The organism is Salinarimonas ramus, from assembly GCF_014645695.1.
Lineage (GTDB): Bacteria > Pseudomonadota > Alphaproteobacteria > Rhizobiales > Beijerinckiaceae > Salinarimonas > Salinarimonas ramus.
Genome location: NZ_BMMF01000013.1, coordinates 138,271 through 158,022 on the forward strand (window position 1 = coordinate 138,271; position 19,752 = coordinate 158,022).

Genomic DNA, 19,752 nt, shown 5'->3' on the forward strand with positions numbered 1-19,752 from the left:
CATCAGCGGCTCTCCTCGTCGCTCCCGCGCAGGGTCGCGACGAAATCGTAGCGATCTCCGCGATAGGCCGACACCGTGAATTCCACGGGCCTGCCGTCCGCCAGGAACGCACGGCGCTCGATGCGCAGCACGGCCGAGCCCGGCGCGACGTCGAGGAGCTTGCCCTCCTGCGCGGTCGCGAGCGACGCCTGGAGCCGCTGCACGCCGCGGGCGGGACGATACCCCGCCTGCGCCAGCGCCGCGTAGAGCGAGGCGCCGACGCGCTCGGGCGCGTCCAATGCCCAGGTCGGAACCGTGGCGATCTCGATCGCGAGCGGCTCGTCCTCCGCGGTGCGCACCCGCGAGAGCCGCAGCACGGGCTCGCCCGGCGAGAGGCCGAGCGCCAGCGCCTCGCTCGGGCCGACGCGGGCGATCTCCTTCGACAGCCAGCGGGAACCGGCCGTGCGCCCGCGCGTCGACATGTCCTCGGTGAAGCTCGCGAGCACCGAAAGGGGCTGCTCGATGCGCCGCGTCACGTATGTGCCCGAGCCCTGGCGGCGGGTCAGGATCCCTTCGCGCAGCAGGACCTCGATGGCGTGGCGCACGGTGATCCGCGCGAAGCCCGTCCAGGCGGCGAGGTCGCGCTCGGAGGCGAGCGCCTCCTCCGGCCGGAAGACGCCGCGCTGGATCGCGAGGCGGATGGCGGAGGCGAGCTGGAGATAGCGCGGCGTCGCGTCCCGCGGCGCGCCGAGCCCGGCGAGGATCTCCGCCTTGGGATCGGGGCGCTCGACGAGGCCCGGAGGAGCGTTCGCGATCGGGGTCGTGGTCATGTCGTGTCTCGTCCGCATCTCGCCACGCCGACGGCGGGAGCGCGATGATAGAGGAGATGGTCCTGAGAAGGTAGCATCGTAAAGGTTGTTCCCAGCCGTCGCGGGACGGCCGGGAATTGGCTCGGGCGCATGCGTGCGGGGGCCCTGCCGAGCGCCGCTGGTATTGTTCGCACGCGGCAAAGGCACTAGATTGGTCTCATCACTTCAGGGAGCCGTCCATGTCCACCGAGCGAATCAGCCGGCGCTTCGTCGATCTGGACGCCTGGGAGACGAGCGAGGCTCTCGACGCCATGCTCGAGGGCCAGCTCTCCGCGATCGCTGCCGTGCGCCCGGCGCTGACCGCCATCGGGCGCGCCGTGGACGAGGCGGCGGCGCGGCTCGGGGAGACCGGCCGGCTCGTCTATCTCGGGGCCGGCACGTCCGGCCGCATCGCCGTGCAGGACGGCGCCGAGCTCACCCCCACCTTCGACTGGCCCCGCGAGCGGCTCGTCTTCGCCATCGCCGGCGGCATGGGCGCGCTCGTCGCGAGCGCGGAGGGCGCGGAGGACGACGAAGCGGCGGCTCGGGCGGCGATGGACGAGGCCGCCGTCGGCCCCGCGGACGTCGTGATCGGCGTCGCGGCGAGCGGGGCCACGCCCTACACGATCGCCGGGATCGCCCGTGCCCGCGAGACCGGCGCGCTGACGATCGGCATCGCCAACAATCGCGGGGCGCGCCTCCTCGCGGCGGCGGAGCACGCGATCCTGCTCGAGACGGGGGGCGAGCTCATCGCCGGCTCCACCCGCATGAAGGCGGGCACGGCGCAAAAGGCGACGCTCAACCTCATCTCGACGGGCATCATGCTGCGCCTGGGGCGCGTCTATCGCGGCATGATGGTCAACATGCGCGCGGCGAACGCGAAGCTGCGCCGGCGCGCGGAGGTCATCGTCGCCGAGATCGCCGGCTGCGGGGACGACGACGCGCGCGCGGCGCTCGCGCGAGGCGAGGGCGACATCAAGGTCGCCTCTCTCGTGGCGCTGGGCGCCGAGCCGGAGGCTGCCCGCAGCCGCCTCGCCGAATGCGGCGGCAACCTGCGCCTCGCGCTCGCGGCCCTGCAATGACGCGACTCCCCGAGACGTCCCCCACCGAACCGATCCTGTCGGTAGAAGGGCTCTCCCTCGATCTGCGCGGCACGCCGCTCGTCGAGGACGTCTCGTTTTCCATCGCGCCGGGCGAGATGCTCGGGCTCGTCGGCGAATCGGGCTGCGGCAAGAGCGTCACCGCGCTCTCGATCATGCGGCTCCTGCCGACGCCGCCGATCGCGATCTCCGGCGGTCGCATCCTGTTCGAGGGCACGGACCTCGCCGGCCTGCCGGAGGCGCAGATGCGTCGGCTGCGCGGGCGCAGGATGGGGATGATCTTCCAGGAGCCGATGACCGCGCTCAATCCCGTCTTCACGATCGGCAGCCAGATCGCCGAGCCGCTTCGCATCCACGAGGGGCTCTCGGAGCGCGCGGCGCTGGAGCGCGCGGCGGAGCTGCTCGCCCGCGTCGGCCTCCCCTCCCCGCGCACCCAGCTCGCACGCTATCCCCACCAGCTCTCCGGCGGCCAGCGCCAGCGGGTGATGATCGCCATGGCGCTCGCCTGCGGGCCCCGTCTCCTCGTCGCCGACGAGCCGACGACTGCCCTCGACGTCACCGTCCAGGCGCAGATCCTCGCCCTCGTCGACGGGCTGCGCCGGGACATGGGCCTCGCCTGCCTGCTCATCACGCACGATCTGGGCGTCGTCGCCGAGATCTGCGAGCGGGTCTGCGTCATGTATGCCGGGCGCATCGTCGAGGCGGGCCCGATCGCTGACGCGCTCGGCGCCCCGCGCCACCGCTACACCCGCGCGCTCGTCGAGACGATCCCATTGTCGAACCCGCCGGGACGCCCCCTCCCCTCGATCCCGGGCAACGTTCCGCCTCCCGGCGCACGCCCGCGCGGCTGCGCCTTCGCCGATCGCTGCTCGGCGGCGCTGGACCGCTGCCGCGCCGAGACGCCGCCTTGGACGATGGACGGCGCGCGGGGCTTCGCCTGCTGGAACCCCGCATGAGCGACGAGACCGTGCCGCTCCTCGAGGTGAGAAACCTCGTCAAGCATTACCGCGAGGCGTCGGGTGCGCGCGTGCGCGCCCTCGACGACGTCAGCCTCACGGTGCGCCGCGGCGAGGTCGTCGGCATCGTGGGCGAATCGGGATGCGGCAAGACCACGCTCGGTCGCACGATCATGCGGCTCGTCGAGCCGACGTCGGGCGAGATCCGCGTCGACGGCGTCGATTTCGCGAGCCTGTCTGGCGCGAAGCTCAAGGCCGCGCGCCGGCGCGTGCAGATGGTCTTCCAGGACCCGTTCGGCTCGCTCAACCCGCGCCACAAGGTGGGCGTGATCATCGCCGAGCCGCTCGTCGTGCACGGCGTGCCCGGGGCGAAGGCGCGCGTGGCCGAGCTCCTGGACCTCGTCGGCCTGCCGGGGGAGGCCGCCGGACGCTACCCGCACGAATTCTCCGGCGGGCAACGCCAGCGCATCGCCATCGCCCGCGCGCTCGCCCTCGATCCGGCGCTGATCATCGCCGACGAGCCGGTGTCCGCGCTCGACGTCTCGATCCAGTCGCAGATCATCAACCTGATCGGTTCGCTGCGCGCGCGGCTCGGGCTCTCGATGATCTTCATCAGCCACGATCTCTCCGTCGTGCGCCACGTCAGCGACCGCGTCGGCGTGATGTATTTCGGCAAGCTCGTGGAGCTCGCCCCGACGTCCGCCCTCTTCGAGCGCCCGCGCCATCCCTACACGAGCGCGCTCCTCGCCTCCGTGCCGCGCCCCGTTAAGGACGTCGTGCGGGAGAAGCGCGCGGGCGCCGGCCTCGTCGCGGCGGCGCCGGGCGAGATACCCGATCCCGCGAACCCGCCGCCCGGCTGCGCCTATGCGGCGCGCTGCCCTCTGGCCGAGCCCCGCTGCCGCGAGGCCGTCCCGCCGCTCGCGGCGGTGGAGACGGGCCACGAGGCCGCCTGCTGGCGTTCGGGCGAGGTCGCGGCGCGCGAGCCGATCACAAGCGCGTGATCGCCGAAGGTCGTGCGCTCGGGGCGGCCCATAATCTCGGCGGGCACCAGGCGTGCCCCAACGTCATCCCCCACGGAGCGAGAACGCCATGGCTCACTTCACCCGTCGCGAGATGCTGGCCGTCCCGGCCGCCGGTGCCGCCGCGAGCATGATCCCGATTGCCTCCGCCAAGGCCCAGTCCGACGCGACGCCCGACGGCACTGTCCCGGTCTTCCGCTATCGCCTGGGCGAGATCGAGGTGTTCCCGATCTACGACGGCATGCGCGGTTTCCCGCTGCAGGACGGCTTCGTGACGAACGCCCCGCTGGAGGAGGTCCAGGCCGCCTTCACCCAGGCGCGGCGCGGAACGGAGCAGATCGAGAACCCGTTCACGGCCACCCTGTTTCGCATCGGCGGGCGCCTCCTCCTCGTCGATACGGGCAACGGCCCGCAGGAGGGCGAGAGCCCCGTCGGGCATCTCGACGTCGGCCTCGCCGCCATCGGCGTTTCGCCCGAGGACATCGACACCGTCGTGATCTCGCATTTCCACGGCGACCACATCTCGGGCCTGCGCCGCGCCGACGGCTCGCCGATGTTCCCCAACGCCGAGACGCTCGTGCCCGAGGGCGAGGCCGCCTATTGGCTCGACGAGGGCGAGATGAGCCGCGCTCCGGAAGGCCGTCGCGGCGGCTTCGAGCGGGCGCAGGCGATCTTCGCCGGCGAGGATCTCGGCATGCGCACCTACACGGGCGGCGAGGAGCTCGCGCCCGGCATGGTCGCCGTCGACGCCCACGGCCATTCGCCGGGACACATGGCCTATCGCGTCCAGTCGGGCTCGGACGGGCTCCTCCTGATCTCGGACGCGGCCCACCTGCCCTTCCTGTTCGTGGCCAACCCCGACTGGTCCGTGCGCTTCGACATGGACCCGGAGATGGCCCGCGCCACCCGCCGGCGCCTGCTCGAGGAGGCCGCGGCCGACCGTCTCATGATAGCCGGCTACCATTGGGGCTTCCCGAACGTGGGCCACGTCCGCGAGGCCGGCACCGGCTTCGAGCTGGTGCGGATCCCCTGGCCGGGTTGACGGCTCCCGGAACTCGGCCGTTCGCGCGTGCGTTCGCGCTCCTCTCGCGAGGTGACGAATGCCGAAGGAACGCACGCGCGCGCTGAGCGACGTCCTCGACCAGCTCGAGCAGACGGCGCACGGCGACAGCATCACGATCGAGGAGGTGGTCCAGCATCTCGGCAACAAATCGTTCGCCGCCTTGATGCTGGTCTTCTCCCTCATCTCCACCTCGCCGGCGAGCGCCATTCCCGGCATCACCGCGAGCGTCGCGGTGATCGTCTTCGTGCTCGCCGCGCAGATGATGCTCGGGCGCAAATGCGTGTGGCTGCCGGACTTCGTCACGAAGCGGCACATGTCGACGCAGAAGCTCTGCAAGGGCGTCGCCTGGCTCAGGCGCCCGGTTCGGTTCGTCGAGCGCTTTCTGGGCGCGCGGCTCACCTTCCTGCTGCACCGGCCCTGGCTCTACCTGCCGCTGACGCTGATCCTCGCGCTCACGCTGTTCATGCCCTTCATGGAGGTGGTGCCGACCTCCGGATCGATCGCGTCCGCGGTCATCGCGCTCTTCGCGGCGGGCCTTTTGACGCGTGACGGCGTGCTCGTCGTGCTCTCCTTCGTCGTCCTCGCCGCCGTGCCGATCGCCGTGTGGCAATTCGGCTTCTCGGGCTGAGACGGCGCATCAGGAGATCGGGCGAAGGTCCTCGATCGCCTCGGCGATCCGCCGCAGCTGCGGCGCGATGGGGCTCGTGCGGCGCCAGATCATGCCGATGGTGCGGGACGGCTGCGGCGGAGCGAACGCCGCGACGCTGACGGGCGCCGAGCGCGTCTCCACCGGGACAGCCATCTCGGGGATCAGCGTCACGCCGATGCCGGCTCCCACCATCTGCACCAACGTCGAGAGCGAGCTTCCGTCCATCAGCTCGCGCGGACGCGGCGCGTCGGCGCCGCAGAAGGAGAGCGCCTGCTCGCGGAAGCAGTGCCCCTCCTCCAGGAGGAGCAGCTTCATGCGCGCGAGCACGTCCGGGTCCGGCACGGGGCGCCCGGCGTCCTCGAGCGGGCGCACGAGGACGAAGCTCTCGGAAAACAGAGCCGTCTCGTCGAGATGCGCCTCCGAGACGGGCAGCGCCACGATGGCCGCGTCGAGCCGCCCTTCGGACAGCTCCCGGATGAGCGTCGGCGTGATCGATTCCCGGATGCGGATGTCGAGATCCGGGTAGAGCCCGGCGAGCCGCCCGACGATGCGCGGCAAGAGGTAGGGCGCGACCGTGGGAATCACCCCGATCCGTAGCGGCCCCGCCAGCCCGTCCTGCGCGGTCCGCGCCAGCGCCTCGAGCTCGTCGACCGCCCGAAGCACCTCCCGGGCGCGCTCGGCGAAGACCTCGCCGAAGCCGGTGAGCGACACCTTGCGGCCGCTGCGCTCGAACAGCGCCATCCCGAGCGTCTGCTCCAGCTCCTTGATCTGCATCGAGAGCGCCGGCTGCGAGATGGCGCAGGCCTCCGCCGCGCGCCCGAAATGGCCGTGGCGGGCGAGCGCGTCGCAATAGGAGAGCTGCCGCAGCGTCAGGTTTGTCATAGCCTCATCTTATCGTTGGGATCAGAAAATCCGACTTTACCTGATGGCTGCGATGGAGCAAGGTCACCCCAGAGTGTTTCGCGCGTAGGTGTCCGACGCGTCTCGTCGCGGCTTCCCCCCGGCCGGATCGACACGCAGGGAAGTAGTGTGTTATACGCGCAAACCAATCGAGGGTCGGATCGGATTTCGGAGGACGAGATGGACGAGATGAGCTCCCTGACCACCGGGGGCTGCCCCGTCGCGCACGGCGTGCGCCGGGTCAGCAATCGGGACTGGTGGCCGAACCAGCTGAACCTGAAGGTTCTGCACCAGCACACCGCCCTCTCGAACCCGATGGGCGAGACGTTCGACTACGCCGCCGAGTTCGGCAAGCTCGACCTCCAGGCCGTCAAGAACGACATCTACGCGCTGATGAAGACTTCGCAGGACTGGTGGCCGGCGGATTACGGCCATTACGGGCCGCTCTTCATCCGGATGGCTTGGCACTCCGCCGGCACCTACCGCACGGCCGACGGTCGCGGCGGCGGCGGCTCGGGCACGCAGCGCTTCGCGCCGCTCAATTCCTGGCCGGACAACACCAACCTCGACAAGGCCCGCTTCCTGCTGTGGCCGATCAAGAAGAAGTACGGCCGTCGCCTCTCCTGGGCCGACCTGATGATCCTCGCCGGCAATTGCGCGCTGGAGGACATGGGCCTGAAGACCTTCGGCTTCGCCGGCGGTCGCGTCGACGTATGGGAGCCCGAGGAGGACATCTACTGGGGCTCGGAGAGCGAGTGGCTCGGCGACGTGCGCTACACCGGCGATCGCCAGCTCGAGCGTCCCCTCGCCGCCGTGCAGATGGGCCTCATCTACGTCAACCCTGAGGGCCCCAACGGCAACCCGGACCCGGTGGCGTCCGGCCGCGACATCCGCGAGACCTTCGCGCGCATGGCGATGAACGACGAGGAGACCGTCGCGCTGGTCGCCGGCGGGCACACCTTCGGCAAGTCGCACGGCGCGGCGCCGGCGACCCACCTCGCCCGCGAGCCCGAGGCGGCGGACGTCGAGCTGATGGGTCTGGGCTGGAAGAACTCCTTCGAGAGCGGCCGCGGCGTCCACACCATCACGAGCGGCATCGAGGGCCCCTGGACGCCCAACCCCACCAAGTGGGACATGGGTTATTTCGACGTCCTCTTCGGCTACGAGTGGGAGCTCGTGAAGAGCCCCGCCGGCGCCTGGCAATGGGCGGCGAAGGGCCTCTCCGAGGCCGACCACGCGCCGCAGGTCGACGGGTCGGGCGAGAAGGTCCCGCTCATGATGACCACCGCCGACATGGCGATGCGCATGGACCCGGCCTACGAGCAGATCTCCCGGCGCTTCCACAAGGACCCGGAGGCCTTCGCCGACGCCTTCGCCCGCGCCTGGTTCAAGCTGACCCATCGCGACATGGGCCCGCGCGAGCTCTATCTCGGCCCGGAAGTCCCCGCCGAGGTGCTGCTGTGGCAGGACCCGCTGCCGGCGTGCGACTACGCGCTCGTCGGTGACGACGACGTCGCGGCCCTCAAGCAGGCGATCCTCGCCACCGGCGTCTCCGTCTCCGATCTCGTCTTCGCCGCCTGGGCCTCGGCCTTCACCTACCGCGGCTCGGACAAGCGCGGCGGCGCCAACGGCGCGCGCATCCGCCTCGCCCCGCAGAAGGACTGGGCGGTGAACGAGCCGGCGCGTCTCGAGGCGGTCCTCTCCGCGCTCGAAGGCGTCAAGGCGAGCTTCGAGGCCGGCCGCACGGACGGCAAGAAGGTCTCCATGGCCGACCTGATCGTGCTCGGCGGCACGGCGGCGGTGGAGAAGGCGGCCGAGATCGCCGGCCACAAGGTCGAGGTGCCCTTCGCCCCTGGCCGCGTGGACGCAGGGCCGGAGCACACCGACGTCGAGTCCTTCGCCGTGATGGAGCCGGAGGCCGACGGCTTCCGTAACTTCGCCAAGGGCGCCTACGCCATCTCCCCCGAGGAGATGCTCGTCGACCGCGCCCAGCTCCTGACGCTCACCGCGCCGGAGATGACCGCCCTCGTCGGCGGCCTGCGCGTGCTCGGCGCCAATCACGGCGGCGCGGCGCACGGCGTCCTCACCGAGCGTCCCGGGGTCCTGACGAACGACTTCTTCGTCAACCTCCTCGACCTCGGCACCGAGTGGGCGCCCGCGGACGAGGGCAAGACCGTCTATCAGGGCCGCGACCGCGCCACCGGCGCGCCGAAGTGGACCGGCACCCGCGTCGACCTCGTCTTCGGTTCGAACTCGCAGCTGCGCGCGCTGTGCGAGGTCTACGCCTGCGACGACGCCACCGACCACTTCATCCACGACTTCGCCAAGGCCTGGACGAAGGTGATGAACCTCGACCGCGTCGACCTGACCTGAGCGACGGCGAGAGCCGCCGGGGCGGCTCTCGACACCTACGAAAAGAGGCCGCCGTCTCCGCGAGGAGACGGCGGCCTCGTTCGTTTCGGCCAGCAGGAAGCGCCCCCCCCTCACCTCCTCTCCCGCACCCCCATCGCGCTCTGCACCCGCGCCAGGGCGCGGGAGAGGCGGGCGGCTTCCTCGTAGCGGGTCTCGGGGTGGACGGGGCGGCCGCCGGGCTCGGTGGTCATGGTCTCGGCGGAGAGGGCGAGGCGGCGCAGCGGGGTGGCGAGCCAGCGGGCGCCGGCGAGGAGGAGGAGGAGCGCGGCCAGGCTGGCGACGGCGAGCGTCGTCCAATAGCCGACGAGGAGCGCGCGCAGAGGCGCGAGCGCGGTCTCGGCCGGCTCGCGCAGGACGAGGCTCCAGCCGAAGGTCGGCAGGCCCGTGTCGTCGAAGGCCGGCAGGGTGACGGAGACCCAGGTGATCCCGTCGGGCCAGGTCTCGGTGGCGGCGTGGCGCCCGCCGCGCCCGGCGCCCAGCGCGGCGGAGACGGTGAGGACCTCGCCTTCGAGATGCTCCGGGCCGGCGAGGACACGGCGGTCGCGATCGAGCAGGAGGACCTCGACGTCGTCGGTCCGGAGGGCGTCGAGGTTGTCGAGGACCCATCGCCAATCGACATGCGCGCCGACGACGGCGGTGACGGAGCCGTCGGGACGGCGCACGGGCGCTGCGAAGTCGATGAAGCGCGGCGGCTCGCCGTCGGCGGAGCCGAGCAGGCTCGCCAGCAGCTTGGCGTCGTGCACGTCGCCGGCGAAGGGGCCCGACAGGCCCTCGCGGAACCAGGGCCGCTGCGCCACGCTCTCGCCCACCAGCATGCCGCGCGACGCGACGAGGACCTCGCCCGCCGTGTCCGCGACGCCGAGCCAGGAATAGCGCTCGTCGACGCCGCCGACGGTCTCGATGAAGGCGGCCCGCGCCTCGGGATCGTCGATCGGCACGCTCTCGGCGACCCGCTCCACCTCGCGCCAGAGCTGGCCCAGCCGCTTGCCCACGAGGGCGGAGCCGAGCTCGGCGCGGGTCTCCATCTCCTCGAGCAGCATGGCGCGCGTGCGCTCCTCCAGCATGCGCGAGAAGTGCCCCGCCGCGAGGAGGATCGGGGCGAGGATGATGACCGCGCAGCCGACGACGACGAGGGGCGCGAGCCCGATGCGGCGGGACGGGCGGGTTGTCTTGTTCGCGGGGGCATGCATGGCTCGGCGCCTCAGCTGGAGAGCGCGCGAGCGAGCTCGCGCGCCATCTGGACGAGATCGCCGCGCCCGGTCCCCGGGGCGGCGTCGGCGGTGTGCAGGAGAGCGATGATCGCCTCGCGCTGCGATGGTGTCGGCTCGAGGCGAAGACGTACGCCGTCGCCGGTCGGGGCGTCGACGACGGCCTCGACGGAGCCGATCGTCGGCAGGTCGAGCCGCGCGGGCTCGCCGGCGGCGAATCCGGACGGGCCGCTGACCTGCGCGCCCGCGACGCCGAGATCGACGAGCCAGCCCGGCTGGGCGCCGGAGAGCCCGGCGATCGTGACCGCCCGCGCCTCCTGGCGCATCGGACGATCCTCGCGCGGGCGCTCGATGCACGCGGCGATGGCGACGAGGAGAACGAACAGGTTGTAGATCGTCCAGAACAGGACGACGACCATCCCGTCCCCGGCCGCGGCGGCGTTGTTGAACAGGAAGTCGGAATTGAGCGTCGCCACGAGCCCACCGACGGTGAGCGCGAAGAGCACGAGGAACGGCCGCATCATCGGCCATTGCACCACGGTGCGGGTCCGGTCGCCGCCCTTCGCCGTCACGGAGAAGCGGTGCGGGCCTTTCGTCAGGAGCCCGCTCGCGGTGGCGCGCATGATCGGCCAGGCGGCGAGGAGCTGGGCGACGTCGTTGACGACGGGGATGAACAGGCCGCGCGAGATCCAGTTCAGGACCGCGATGGTGAGCAGATAATACGGCAGGTAGTAGACGAGGACATCGTGGACCGTGGCGTCCACGACGGTGACGCCGAGCCACCAATAGAGCAGCGGGAAGACGAGCCCCGCCATGCGGAAGGGGAAGGTGGTCGTCCAGTAGAGCAGCGAATCGACGATGCTGAGCCGATGGCGCAGGGGCAGTCCGTTGCGCGCGAGCGGATTGTAGACCTTGCGCACGATCTCCATCATGCCGAGGCACCAGCGCCCACGCTGGACGATGTATTCCTTCAGCCCCTCCGGGGCGAGCCCTTCGGTCAGCGGCTCGTTGAGGTAGACCGTCGAGAGCCCGTTCTCGGCGAGCTTCAGGCTGAGCAGGAAGTCCTCCGTCACGCTCTGCGTGGGAAAGCCGCCGATGGCCTCGAGCGCCGAGACGCGCACCATGGAGGACGTGCCGCAGCATACGGCGATGCCCCAGGCGTCGCGGGCGGGCTCGACATTGTCGAAGAAGTGGCGCTGCTCGTCCGGGTAGGCGGTCGAGATGCCCAAATTGTGCTGGACCGGGTCCGGGTTGAAGAAGTGCTGCGGCGTCTGGACGAGCCCGACGGCGGGATCGTGGAAGAGCGCCAGCGCGCGCCCGACGAAATGCGGGTGCGGCACGAAATCGGCGTCGAGGATTGCGACGAAGTCCGGCGCGTCCGATGCGGCGAGGCGCTCGGAGAGCGCGTGGTTCAGGTTGCCGGCCTTGGCGTGCGCATTGTCGGGCCGGCGCAGATAGCCGACGCCGTGGCGCGCGCACAGGTCCGCGAGCCAGTCCCGCCGGCCGTCGTCGAGGACGAAGACGCGCGTCGCGGGATGGCGGATGAGCTTCGCGCCGACGAGCGTGCGCTCCAGCACGCTCTCCTCCTCGTTGTAGGTCGCGATGTAGACGTCGACCCGCGGCGGCGGCGCGGCCGCGCCCCACCACGCGAGGTTCGCATCCGCCTCGCGGGAGCGGTCGCGCACGCGGGTGAGGATCGCGAAGGCGATGGTGGACGAGACGACGGTGCCCGCCTCCAGGATCGCGAAGGACCAGCTCGCGAACGCGTCCACCGTGAAGCCGAGCGGCGCCAACGTGTCCGTGAAGCGCCAGGCCATGTAGCGCCAGGCGAGGATCACCGCCGCGCCGAGCAGCAGAACGCGCCACAGCGTCCGGCGGGCGTCGAGCACAGGGAGCAGCAGGAGCTGAACGGCGAGGACGAGCGCCGTCCCCGCCAGCGCCGAGAGGAGGCCCGGCAGCGCGATCATCACAGGCCGACGCGGTCGAGGAGGCGCATGAACCCCGATGCCGGCCCCTCGGCGAAGGTCACCCGCCCTGTGCGCCCCACCGAGCAGCCGCCGCCCTGGCTCGCCGTGAGCGCCGGCACGGCGATGGTGACATGGAAACGCTCCAGGTGCTCCTCGCTCGCGCCCACGGCGAGCGTGTCGAACAGGCTGAGCGCACCCGATCCGCCGAGCCGCACGATGGCGCCGGGCATCACCGCGCCCTCGCCGTAGAGCCGGAACTGCACCGGCTGACCGATGGCGAGCGTGTCGTAGAGCCGCTCGGAAACGCTCGCCGTGACGAGGATCTCCTCGCAATCGACGAGCCGCATCAAGTCTTGCCCGCGATTCGTGTAGACGCCGTCGTCGACGAGGAAGTCCCAGACGAGCCCCTCGACCGGCGAGCGCACCGCCGCCTGCTCCAGCCGTGCGATCCGCACGCGCTCGGCCTCGATGTCGCCCGAGAGCGCGTCGGCGAAGGCGCGCGATTCGGAAAGCTGCGCCTCGAGCCGGCCGAGCTCCAGGTCGATCTCGCGGATTCGCTGGGCGGAGAAGGGCGCGTCGTTGTAGCTGTCGCCGATGAAGACGCCGGTCTCCGCCGAGCGCTGCTCGGCCTGCACGTAGGCGAGCCGGCTCTGGGCGCTCTCCAGCTCCTCGCGGGCGATCTCGGCGGCGGTGGCCACCGTGTCGAAGACGGCAGCGGTCTGCACGCCGCGCTCGCGCAGCGCCTCGGCGCGGTCGAGCGCGCTCTGCGCCTCGCGCAGGCGGGCGGCGGCGGCCTCCCGGTCGGCGCGCGCCTCCGCGAGGCGCGCCTCGATCTGGAGCGCGCGCCCGGCGCGGTAATCGTCGAGCTGCGCCTCGAGCGCCGTGCGCGTCTCGCGCAGCGCCTCGCGCTCGGCTTCCATGCGCGAGACCATGATGCGCTGGGTCGCGAGCGAGCGCTCGAGATCGGCGAGGCGGGTCTTGTCGAGGCGCGGATCGACGAGGCGCCCCAGCACCTCGCCCTGGCTCACCCGCGAGCCGATGCCCTGCGCCTCGATGGCGAGCTCGCCCTCGATGGGCGCGCGCACCACCGCGACACGAGCGTTGACGGTGGCGTCCGCGGAGGTGCCGGCGAGATGCTCGCCGACGAGGATGTAGAGGCCCCCGACGAGCAGGAATGCTCCGAGGAATACGCGAAAGAGCTTCATGGCGGATCTCGGTGCGCCGGTCCGATGTTCCCGCCGACGTCTCTTGGGTGGAATTCGTGTGTCTCACCTTCCACCGTGAGCAGTCAAACCTAAGAAAGAATGATCATAGGTTAGCACGCCTTGATCGCATCCGCGGCGCCTCGGCAGCCGGCCACCCCTTCATTCCGCGAGCTGCCGCCGGGCGAGATCCGCGAACACGCCGCCCTGCGCCATCAGCTCCGCGTAGGTGCCGTGCTCCACCACGCGTCCGGCGTCGACGACGTAGATCGTGTCGGCGTTGGCGATGGTGGACAGGCGGTGCGCGATGACGACGCGCGTGCAGTTCAGCTTGTCGAGCGCCTGCGTCACGATGGACTGCACCTCGTTGTCGAGCGCGCTCGTCGCCTCGTCGAGGAGCATGATGCGCGGGCGGCGGATGATGGCGCGCGCGAGCATCAGGCGCTGGCACTGCCCGCCTGACAGCGTCGAGCCGCCGTCGCTGAGCATGGTGTGGAGCCCGTCCGGCATGCGGCGGATGTCCTCGGCGAAGCCCACCTGCTCGGCCGCCCACCAGGCGTCCTCCTCGCTCATGTCCGTGCCGGAGGTGATGTTCTCGAAGATCGTGCCGGTCATCACCCGCACGGTCTGCAGGACGACGCCGAAATTGCGCCGCACGGCGCGCTTGTTGAGCTGGCGAATGTCCATGCCGTCGAGGAAGACGGCGCCCGCCTCCGGATCGTCGAAGCCGAGGAGCAGGCGCATCAGCGAGGACTTGCCGGCGCCCGACGGGCCGACGACGGCGACGAACTGCCCCGCCTTCGCCGAGAGGCTCACGCCCTTGAGGACGAGGGGCTGGTCCGGGACGTAGCGGAATTTCACCTCGCGCACGTCGATGTCGCCGCGCAGGATCCCGGGGTCCTCCTCGCCTTCCTGATGCTCCTCCCGTGCTTCCAGGAGCGGACGCAGCCGGTCCCAGGTCGGCACGAGCGCGGTGAGCGCGAGGCCGGACTGGACGACCTGGTTCACGGCGAGCGCGAACTGGCCGAAAGCCGCGTAGAAGGCCATGAACTGGGCGGGATCGATGGTCCCCTCCAGCCCCGTGGCGGAGAGGCCGGCCCAGCTCACGTCGACGTGGAAGATCGCGAAGAGCTGGTCCGTGATCAGGCCGATGGCGAGCACGATGGCCAGCACGGAGCCGAAGGTGAAGACCGCGTTCGTCGTCTGCCCCGCATTGGCGAGGCGCCCGGCCTCGTAGGTGCGGGCCTGGCTTTCCGCGAACTTCGCCGACCAGCGCGCGAAGGCACGACGTTCCGCGTCGTTGGTGCGCAGCTCCGTCACGCCGCCGAGATATTGCACGACGTCCGCCTCCACCTCGCCCCTGATGTCGAGCTGGCGACGCTGGACCGCCACGGCGCGGCGGCCGAAGACGTAGTTCAAAGCGCCGACGACGAGGGCGACGACGGCGACGGTGAGCGCGAGGCGCACCTCGTAATAGAGCATGATGGCGAGCGAGAACGTGCCGTTCACGCAGGCCATGATGATGAAGAGCGTGTTGTCGCTCAAAAGCTGGCGCATCTCCTCGACGCCGCGCACGCGCACCGAGAGGTCGCCCGCGGTGAAGTCGCGGAAGAACTCGGTCGGCAGCCGCAGGAGCCGGCCGAAGACGGCGAGCTGCGTGCGCGAGCTCGCCCAGCCCTCGATGCGCAGGAGCGCGAGGCTCTGCACGATTGAGAAGCCCGCGCCCGCGATCGCCACCGCGACCATCATGCACACGAGGACGAGGAGCTCGCCGCGCGCGGCCTCCGGCACGGCGCTGCCGATGATCTGCTCGATCATGAGCGGCATGGCGAAGGCGACGCAGCCCGCGAGCAGCATGGCGACGACGAGGCGGCGCACGTCGCCGCCCAGACCCTGCAGGCCGATCCCCAGCACGTCGCGGAAGCCGACGGAGCGGCTCGGCAGGAGGCGCACGAGGCTCTGCGCGTCGCGGGCGAAGCGCCCGGCATTCGCGGCGCTCACCCGCTCGCTGCGCATCGTGGCGGGGTCGAGCGCCTCGTAGCGGCCGGGCCCCGCGGGCAAGAGCGCGACGGGCGTGCGCTCCGGGCCGGAGAAGGCGAGGAGCGGCCCCATGTCGGCGCGCCACCAACCGTCGTCGAGGCGGATGGGGAGCGTGTGGAAGCCGCCGAGCTCGGCGAGCATGGCGAGCGGGTCGGAGGCGCGCGCGGCGGCGTCCATCCCGCCTTTCGGCAGGTCGAGCACGATGCCGGCGGCCTTCGCCACGAGGCAGGCGGCGGCGAGGAGCGGCGTCCCGGCGGTGGCGACCGGCGCGGCCGGCGTCCCTGCGCCCACCGCGGCGAGGGCGCCGATGGAGCCGTCGAAAGAGGTCGTGTCGCCCCCGCGGCGTGCGTCGAGGCGTTTCCAGACGCCTTCACGGTCGGTGTCGAGGGCCGCGAGGATGCGCGCGAGCACGTTCGCGTGGACCCGCTGGAGATCCGCGGTCCAGGATCCGCCGACCCACGAGCCGCCGGCCCACGAGCCGCCGAGCCGATCGCGCGTGCGCAGGCTCTCGATCGCCGTACCCGGCGCCGCGGCGTCGGCATCGGGGAGCGCGTCCTCGAGACGCCCGACCCAGGCCGCGACGGCGCGCGCGAGATCGTCCGCGACCACGTTAGCCGAGGCCGCGACGGTGCCGAGATCGGCCGCGACGATGCGCGTGCCGGCGCCGGGCACGGCGAGCACGCGCGCCTCGCCCTCCCCGACGGGGAAGCCGAAGGCGATCTCCCCGGCGGCGACCTGGACGAGCCCGTGGCGACGCCCGTTCGGCTCGACGACGAAGAGGTTGAGCGTGCCTTCGATCACGAGCACGACGGCGTCGGCGCGCGCGAGATCGATCACGTCGCGGGCCGAGACCCGGCGTGCGGCGTCGGCGCGGCCGATCGCGGACGCGATCCGCGCCGCATGGGACGCCTCGGCGGAGGTGCCCGCGCGGGCGGGCAGGGTTTCGACGCCGCCGCTCATCCCGCCGCCACCAGCTGCGCGTAGTGTCCGCCCGTCGCCATGAGCTCCTCGTGCGTTCCGCGCTCCACCACCTTGCCGTGGTCGAGGACGACGATCTCGTCGGCGTCCCGGATCGTGCTGAGGCGGTGGGCGATGATCAGGCAGGTGCAGCCGCGCGCGCGCAGCCGCTCGTCGATCTTCAGCTCGGTGAGCGGATCGAGGGCCGCCGTCGCCTCGTCGAGGACGACGATGGAGGGGTTTCGCGCCAGCCCGCGGGCGATCTCGATGCGCTGGCGCTGACCACCGGAGAAGTTCGAGCCGCCCTCCTCCACCGCGCTCTCGTAGCCGCCGGCGCGCGCCGCGATCGTGTCGTGGATCTGCGCGTCGAGCGCTGCGCGGTAGACGTCCTGCGGGGCGATGGTGTCGTCCCACATGGTGATGTTCTCGCGGATCGTGCCGCGGAAGAGATGGATGTCCTGCTGGATGTAGGCCACCGACGCGACGAATTGGCCGCGCGGGATCTCCTCGATGGGCTTGCCGTCGAACAGGATCTGACCGGCGCGGGCCTGGTAGAGCCCGGTGACGAGCCGCGCGATGGTCGACTTGCCGCTGCCGCTGCCGCCGACGAGCGCGACGCGCGCGCCGGGGGCGAGCGTCAGGTCGAAGCCCTCGATGAGCGGCGGATCGAGGCGGCCGTAGGCGAAGGAGACGCCGCGCAATTCGAGCGCGCCCGAAAGCGTCGCGGCGCTGCCCGCGCCCTGCGGCGCAGCCGGCGGCAGCATCTCCACCTTCGCCATCAGCGGGTCGGGGCGGGTGTTCATCGCATCGTCGATGCGCACCACGTCGGCGACCGTCTCCTGGATCTTGCCGGAGAACATGACGAGCGCGATCACCGGCTGGACGAAGCGCGTCAGCACGGCCTGGAAGGCGACGAGGCCGCCCACCGTGAGATCGCCGTCCATGATCAAGAGGCCGCCGAAGCCGAGGAAGGCGGCGAGCACCAGGTTGTTGATGAATTCCGGCACGGTGTTGAGGAGCGCGCCCAGCGCGTTGAGCTTCTGCTGGGCGTTGGCGACGCCGGAATAGTGCGAGGCCCAGCGGCTGAAGACGTCGCTCTCGACGCCGGTCGCCTTGATGGTCTCGATGTTCTCGATGGCGCCCAGCAGCGCGCTGTTCGCCTTCGCCTGCACGCCCTGGAGATCGGTCGCGAGCGACACACGCGGCGCCTGGGCGAGGATGATCGCGGCGAAATTCAGGACCATGGCGCCGATCGCGAGCAGCGTCAGCTGCCAGCTGAGGAAGACCATCACGGCCGCGTAGAACACCACGACGAGGGCGTTGACGACGTTGAGGCTGACCTCGTTGCCCATCACCACGGCGACGCGATTGCACGCGTCGACCCGGGTGACGAGATCGCCGACCTGGCGCTGGGTGAAGAACACCGCCGGCGCCCGCAGGAGGTGCCAGATCAGGAGCGCCGTCTGCGTGATGGCGAGCTTCGTCTGGAGCCGCAGGATGTAGGCGCGCTGCAGCCAGGTGAGGAGCCCGTTCGCAAGCATGGCGAGGGAGAGCCCGATGGCGAGCGGCAGGAGCCAGCCCGCGAGCCCGCGGGTGAGGACGTCGTCGACGAGCGCCTTCAGGAAGGCCGGCAGCAGCAGCCCGGGCAGGACCAGCATCACGCCGAAGAGAGCCACCAGAGCGAAGGCGTCGCGCGAGCCCGGCAGCAGGCGCGCGAGCGAGCGCAGCAGGGAAGGCGGATGCCCTCCCCTACGGAAGCCGGGCGCCGGCGCGACCTGCAGCACCCGCCCCGCATAGGAGCGCGCGAACTCCTCGCGCGCGACCGAGCGCTTGCCGCCGGCGGGATCGTTGAGGAAGACGCGATCGCCCTTGGCGCCTTCGAGCACGACGTACTGGTTCTGCTCCCACGTGACGATCACGGGCATGGGCAGCGCCAGCACCGCCGCCGCGTCCGGTGCGGCGCTCTGCGTCTTCAGGCCGTACTCGCCGCAGCCGCGGTCCAGGTTCTCGAAGCGCGTGCCGTCGCGGGAGGTGCCGGTCGCCTCGCGCAGGTCGGTGATGGTCTCCCACCGTCCGAAATGCGCGAGCACGATGGCGAGCGCCGCCGCGCCCGATTCCGCGGGGTCCATCTGCAGGAAGGTCGGCGTCGAGACCCGACCGGGCTTGGGCTCACGTGCCATGCCCGACCCAGCTCCGGAAGACGGGGATGACGAGATTGGCCGGCGCCTCCTCGCGCACCACGACGGAGACCGCCGACATCGTGCCGTGCGTGATGGCGTAGGGCGGCCCCTCGCCCGAGGACCAGGCGAGCCCGCTCGGCGTGCTCGCATCGGCCTTCATCGTCACCTCGACGAGGATCGGCGGGCCCGACGCGAAGACCTGCTCGGCCATCTGCTGATTTCCGAGCAGGCTCGTGACCGAGGCGAGCGTCTCCGGCAGCTCGGAGACGCGCGTCACCGTGCCCTGGATCGTCCCCCAGATCGCCCGCTCCGCCGTGCTCGGAGACACGGCGACGTCCATGCCCGGCCCGATCTTCTTGCCGTCGGCGGCCTCGAAGAAGGCGACGACGCGCAGCTCGTCGCCCTCCGCGTCGATGCGGGCCACCGGCGCGCCGACGGAAACGACGTCGCCCTGGCGCGCGGAGAGGCCGATCACGCGCCCGGCGCGGCCGGCGACGACGTTCGTGCGCTCGCTGTGCGTGCGCTCCAGGATGTCGCGATCGGCCGTCGCCTGAGCGATCTCGCGGCGCAGGGCGTCGAGCTCGTCCTGGCGCTGATCCTCGAATTCCAGGTATTCGAGGTTCGCCTGCGCGACCTCGACGTCGCTCTCGTTGACCTGCAGGCGCGTGTCGGCGAGGTCGGCGCGCACCTGCTGAAGGCGCGCTTCGGTGGTGAGGCCCTCGCGCCGCTCGCGCTCGACGACGGCGAGGAGATCGGCGAGGTAGTCCACCCGCTGCTGGAGGGTGCGCTTGCGATCCTCGATGACGGCGATGTGCCGGTCCGTGGCGCTCCGGCGCTCGGCGAGATCCACCCGAACCTGCGCCGAGCGGACGTCGTAGGTGTCCTGGAGCCGCTGGATCTGCTGATTGGCGGCCTCGATGCGGACCGCATCGCCCGGCTGCCCGATGCGCGCGACGATCTGGCCCTCGGTGACGCTCGCGCCGATGTCGACGGCGAGCTCGACGACGGTGCCGTCGCCGACGCTGCGCAGCTCGTAGACGGCGCCGTCCTGAGCGAGCACGATGCCCAGCCCGCCGACGCGGGTCGTGAGGACGCCGAGCACGCCCCAGACGATCACGGCGATCGTGACGAAGACGAACACGGCCGCGATGATCCAGGATCCCGGATCGGTGATGCGGATCGCTGTCTGGAGCCGCTCCGGGCCCGGCAGGCTCGCTTCGCTCGACTGTGCCACGCTCTCCCCCGGGCTGTCGCTGCGGTCCTCGCATCGGC

General features: G+C 71.5%; 14 protein-coding genes. 6 read left to right on the forward strand and 8 right to left on the reverse strand.

What is annotated here, in order from left to right:
- Positions 1-2: 2 nt before the first annotated feature.
- A complete protein-coding gene (locus IEX89_RS19835) occupies positions 3-809 on the reverse strand; it encodes a GntR family transcriptional regulator (RefSeq protein ID WP_188914996.1) in 807 nt (268 codons plus the stop codon).
- 218 nt (positions 810-1,027) lie between these two features.
- Between IEX89_RS19835 and IEX89_RS19840 the strand changes: the two genes are divergently transcribed.
- The 5 genes from IEX89_RS19840 (at position 1,028) to IEX89_RS19860 (ending at position 5,593) form a co-directional block, all read left to right on the forward strand.
- Positions 1,028-1,909, forward strand: coding sequence for an N-acetylmuramic acid 6-phosphate etherase (locus IEX89_RS19840; protein ID WP_188914997.1), 882 nt, complete (start codon positions 1,028-1,030; stop codon positions 1,907-1,909).
- Positions 1,906-2,883: an ABC transporter ATP-binding protein gene (locus tag IEX89_RS19845; protein ID WP_188914998.1), complete on the forward strand. Its 978-nt coding sequence runs from the start codon at positions 1,906-1,908 to the stop codon at positions 2,881-2,883. The genes IEX89_RS19840 and IEX89_RS19845 overlap by 4 nt, the downstream gene beginning before the upstream one ends.
- On the forward strand, positions 2,880-3,884 hold the full coding sequence (locus IEX89_RS19850; protein ID WP_188914999.1) for an ABC transporter ATP-binding protein: 1,005 nt from the start codon (positions 2,880-2,882) through the stop codon (positions 3,882-3,884). Before IEX89_RS19845 ends, IEX89_RS19850 begins: the two co-directional genes overlap by 4 nt.
- A gap of 88 nt (positions 3,885-3,972) precedes the next feature.
- Entirely contained in the window at positions 3,973-4,944 is a 972-nt protein-coding gene (locus IEX89_RS19855) for an MBL fold metallo-hydrolase (protein WP_188915000.1), read from the forward strand.
- A 58-nt stretch (positions 4,945-5,002) separates the two neighbouring features.
- The gene (locus IEX89_RS19860; RefSeq protein WP_188915001.1) at positions 5,003-5,593 is read left to right on the forward strand and encodes an exopolysaccharide biosynthesis protein; all 591 of its coding nucleotides are present in this window, start codon (positions 5,003-5,005) and stop codon (positions 5,591-5,593) included.
- Between the two features lie 9 nt (positions 5,594-5,602).
- Here IEX89_RS19860 and IEX89_RS19865 read toward each other — a convergent pair whose 3' ends face one another.
- Positions 5,603-6,496: a LysR substrate-binding domain-containing protein gene (locus IEX89_RS19865; RefSeq protein WP_188915002.1), complete on the reverse strand. Its 894-nt coding sequence runs from the start codon at positions 6,494-6,496 to the stop codon at positions 5,603-5,605.
- A gap of 198 nt (positions 6,497-6,694) precedes the next feature.
- Between IEX89_RS19865 and katG the strand changes: the two genes are divergently transcribed.
- Positions 6,695-8,887 carry a catalase/peroxidase HPI gene (katG, locus tag IEX89_RS19870; RefSeq protein ID WP_188915003.1) on the forward strand — a complete coding sequence of 731 codons (2,193 nt, stop codon included), beginning with the start codon at positions 6,695-6,697 and terminating at the stop codon, positions 8,885-8,887.
- 110 nt (positions 8,888-8,997) lie between these two features.
- On the opposite strand, the gene IEX89_RS19875 is transcribed toward katG, so the two are convergent.
- The 6 genes from IEX89_RS19875 to IEX89_RS19900 form a co-directional block, all read right to left on the reverse strand.
- A complete protein-coding gene (locus IEX89_RS19875; protein ID WP_188915004.1) occupies positions 8,998-10,116 on the reverse strand; it encodes a cache domain-containing protein in 1,119 nt (372 codons plus the stop codon).
- 11 nt (positions 10,117-10,127) lie between these two features.
- A complete protein-coding gene (locus tag IEX89_RS19880) occupies positions 10,128-12,101 on the reverse strand; it encodes a glycosyltransferase (RefSeq protein WP_188915005.1) in 1,974 nt (657 codons plus the stop codon).
- Entirely contained in the window at positions 12,101-13,306 is a 1,206-nt protein-coding gene (locus IEX89_RS19885; protein WP_188915006.1) for an HlyD family secretion protein, read from the reverse strand. Before IEX89_RS19885 ends, IEX89_RS19880 begins: the two co-directional genes overlap by 1 nt.
- A gap of 159 nt (positions 13,307-13,465) precedes the next feature.
- Positions 13,466-16,303: an NHLP bacteriocin export ABC transporter permease/ATPase subunit gene (locus IEX89_RS19890; RefSeq protein WP_188915007.1), complete on the reverse strand. Its 2,838-nt coding sequence runs from the start codon at positions 16,301-16,303 to the stop codon at positions 13,466-13,468.
- Positions 16,300-18,480, reverse strand: coding sequence for an NHLP family bacteriocin export ABC transporter peptidase/permease/ATPase subunit (locus tag IEX89_RS19895; protein ID WP_188915008.1), 2,181 nt, complete (start codon positions 18,478-18,480; stop codon positions 16,300-16,302). The genes IEX89_RS19890 and IEX89_RS19895 overlap by 4 nt, the downstream gene beginning before the upstream one ends.
- Positions 18,470-19,714 carry an NHLP bacteriocin system secretion protein gene (locus IEX89_RS19900; RefSeq protein ID WP_188915009.1) on the reverse strand — a complete coding sequence of 415 codons (1,245 nt, stop codon included), beginning with the start codon at positions 19,712-19,714 and terminating at the stop codon, positions 18,470-18,472. Before IEX89_RS19900 ends, IEX89_RS19895 begins: the two co-directional genes overlap by 11 nt.
- Positions 19,715-19,752 lie beyond the last annotated feature (38 nt).

Coding starts and splice junctions, on each gene's coding strand:
- IEX89_RS19860 (WP_188915001.1), top strand. CDS start 5,003: ATGCCGAAGGAACGCACGCGCGCGCTGAGCGACGTCCTCGACCAGCTC.
- IEX89_RS19875 (WP_188915004.1), bottom strand. CDS start 10,116: ATGCATGCCCCCGCGAACAAGACAACCCGCCCGTCCCGCCGCATCGGG.
- IEX89_RS19840 (WP_188914997.1), top strand. CDS start 1,028: ATGTCCACCGAGCGAATCAGCCGGCGCTTCGTCGATCTGGACGCCTGG.
- IEX89_RS19850 (WP_188914999.1), top strand. CDS start 2,880: ATGAGCGACGAGACCGTGCCGCTCCTCGAGGTGAGAAACCTCGTCAAG.
- katG (WP_188915003.1), top strand. CDS start 6,695: ATGGACGAGATGAGCTCCCTGACCACCGGGGGCTGCCCCGTCGCGCAC.
- IEX89_RS19855 (WP_188915000.1), top strand. CDS start 3,973: ATGGCTCACTTCACCCGTCGCGAGATGCTGGCCGTCCCGGCCGCCGGT.
- IEX89_RS19895 (WP_188915008.1), bottom strand. CDS start 18,480: ATGGCACGTGAGCCCAAGCCCGGTCGGGTCTCGACGCCGACCTTCCTG.
- IEX89_RS19890 (WP_188915007.1), bottom strand. CDS start 16,303: ATGAGCGGCGGCGTCGAAACCCTGCCCGCCCGCGCGGGCACCTCCGCC.
- IEX89_RS19845 (WP_188914998.1), top strand. CDS start 1,906: ATGACGCGACTCCCCGAGACGTCCCCCACCGAACCGATCCTGTCGGTA.
- IEX89_RS19835 (WP_188914996.1), bottom strand. CDS start 809: ATGACCACGACCCCGATCGCGAACGCTCCTCCGGGCCTCGTCGAGCGC.
- IEX89_RS19885 (WP_188915006.1), bottom strand. CDS start 13,306: ATGAAGCTCTTTCGCGTATTCCTCGGAGCATTCCTGCTCGTCGGGGGC.
- IEX89_RS19865 (WP_188915002.1), bottom strand. CDS start 6,496: ATGACAAACCTGACGCTGCGGCAGCTCTCCTATTGCGACGCGCTCGCC.
- IEX89_RS19880 (WP_188915005.1), bottom strand. CDS start 12,101: ATGATCGCGCTGCCGGGCCTCCTCTCGGCGCTGGCGGGGACGGCGCTC.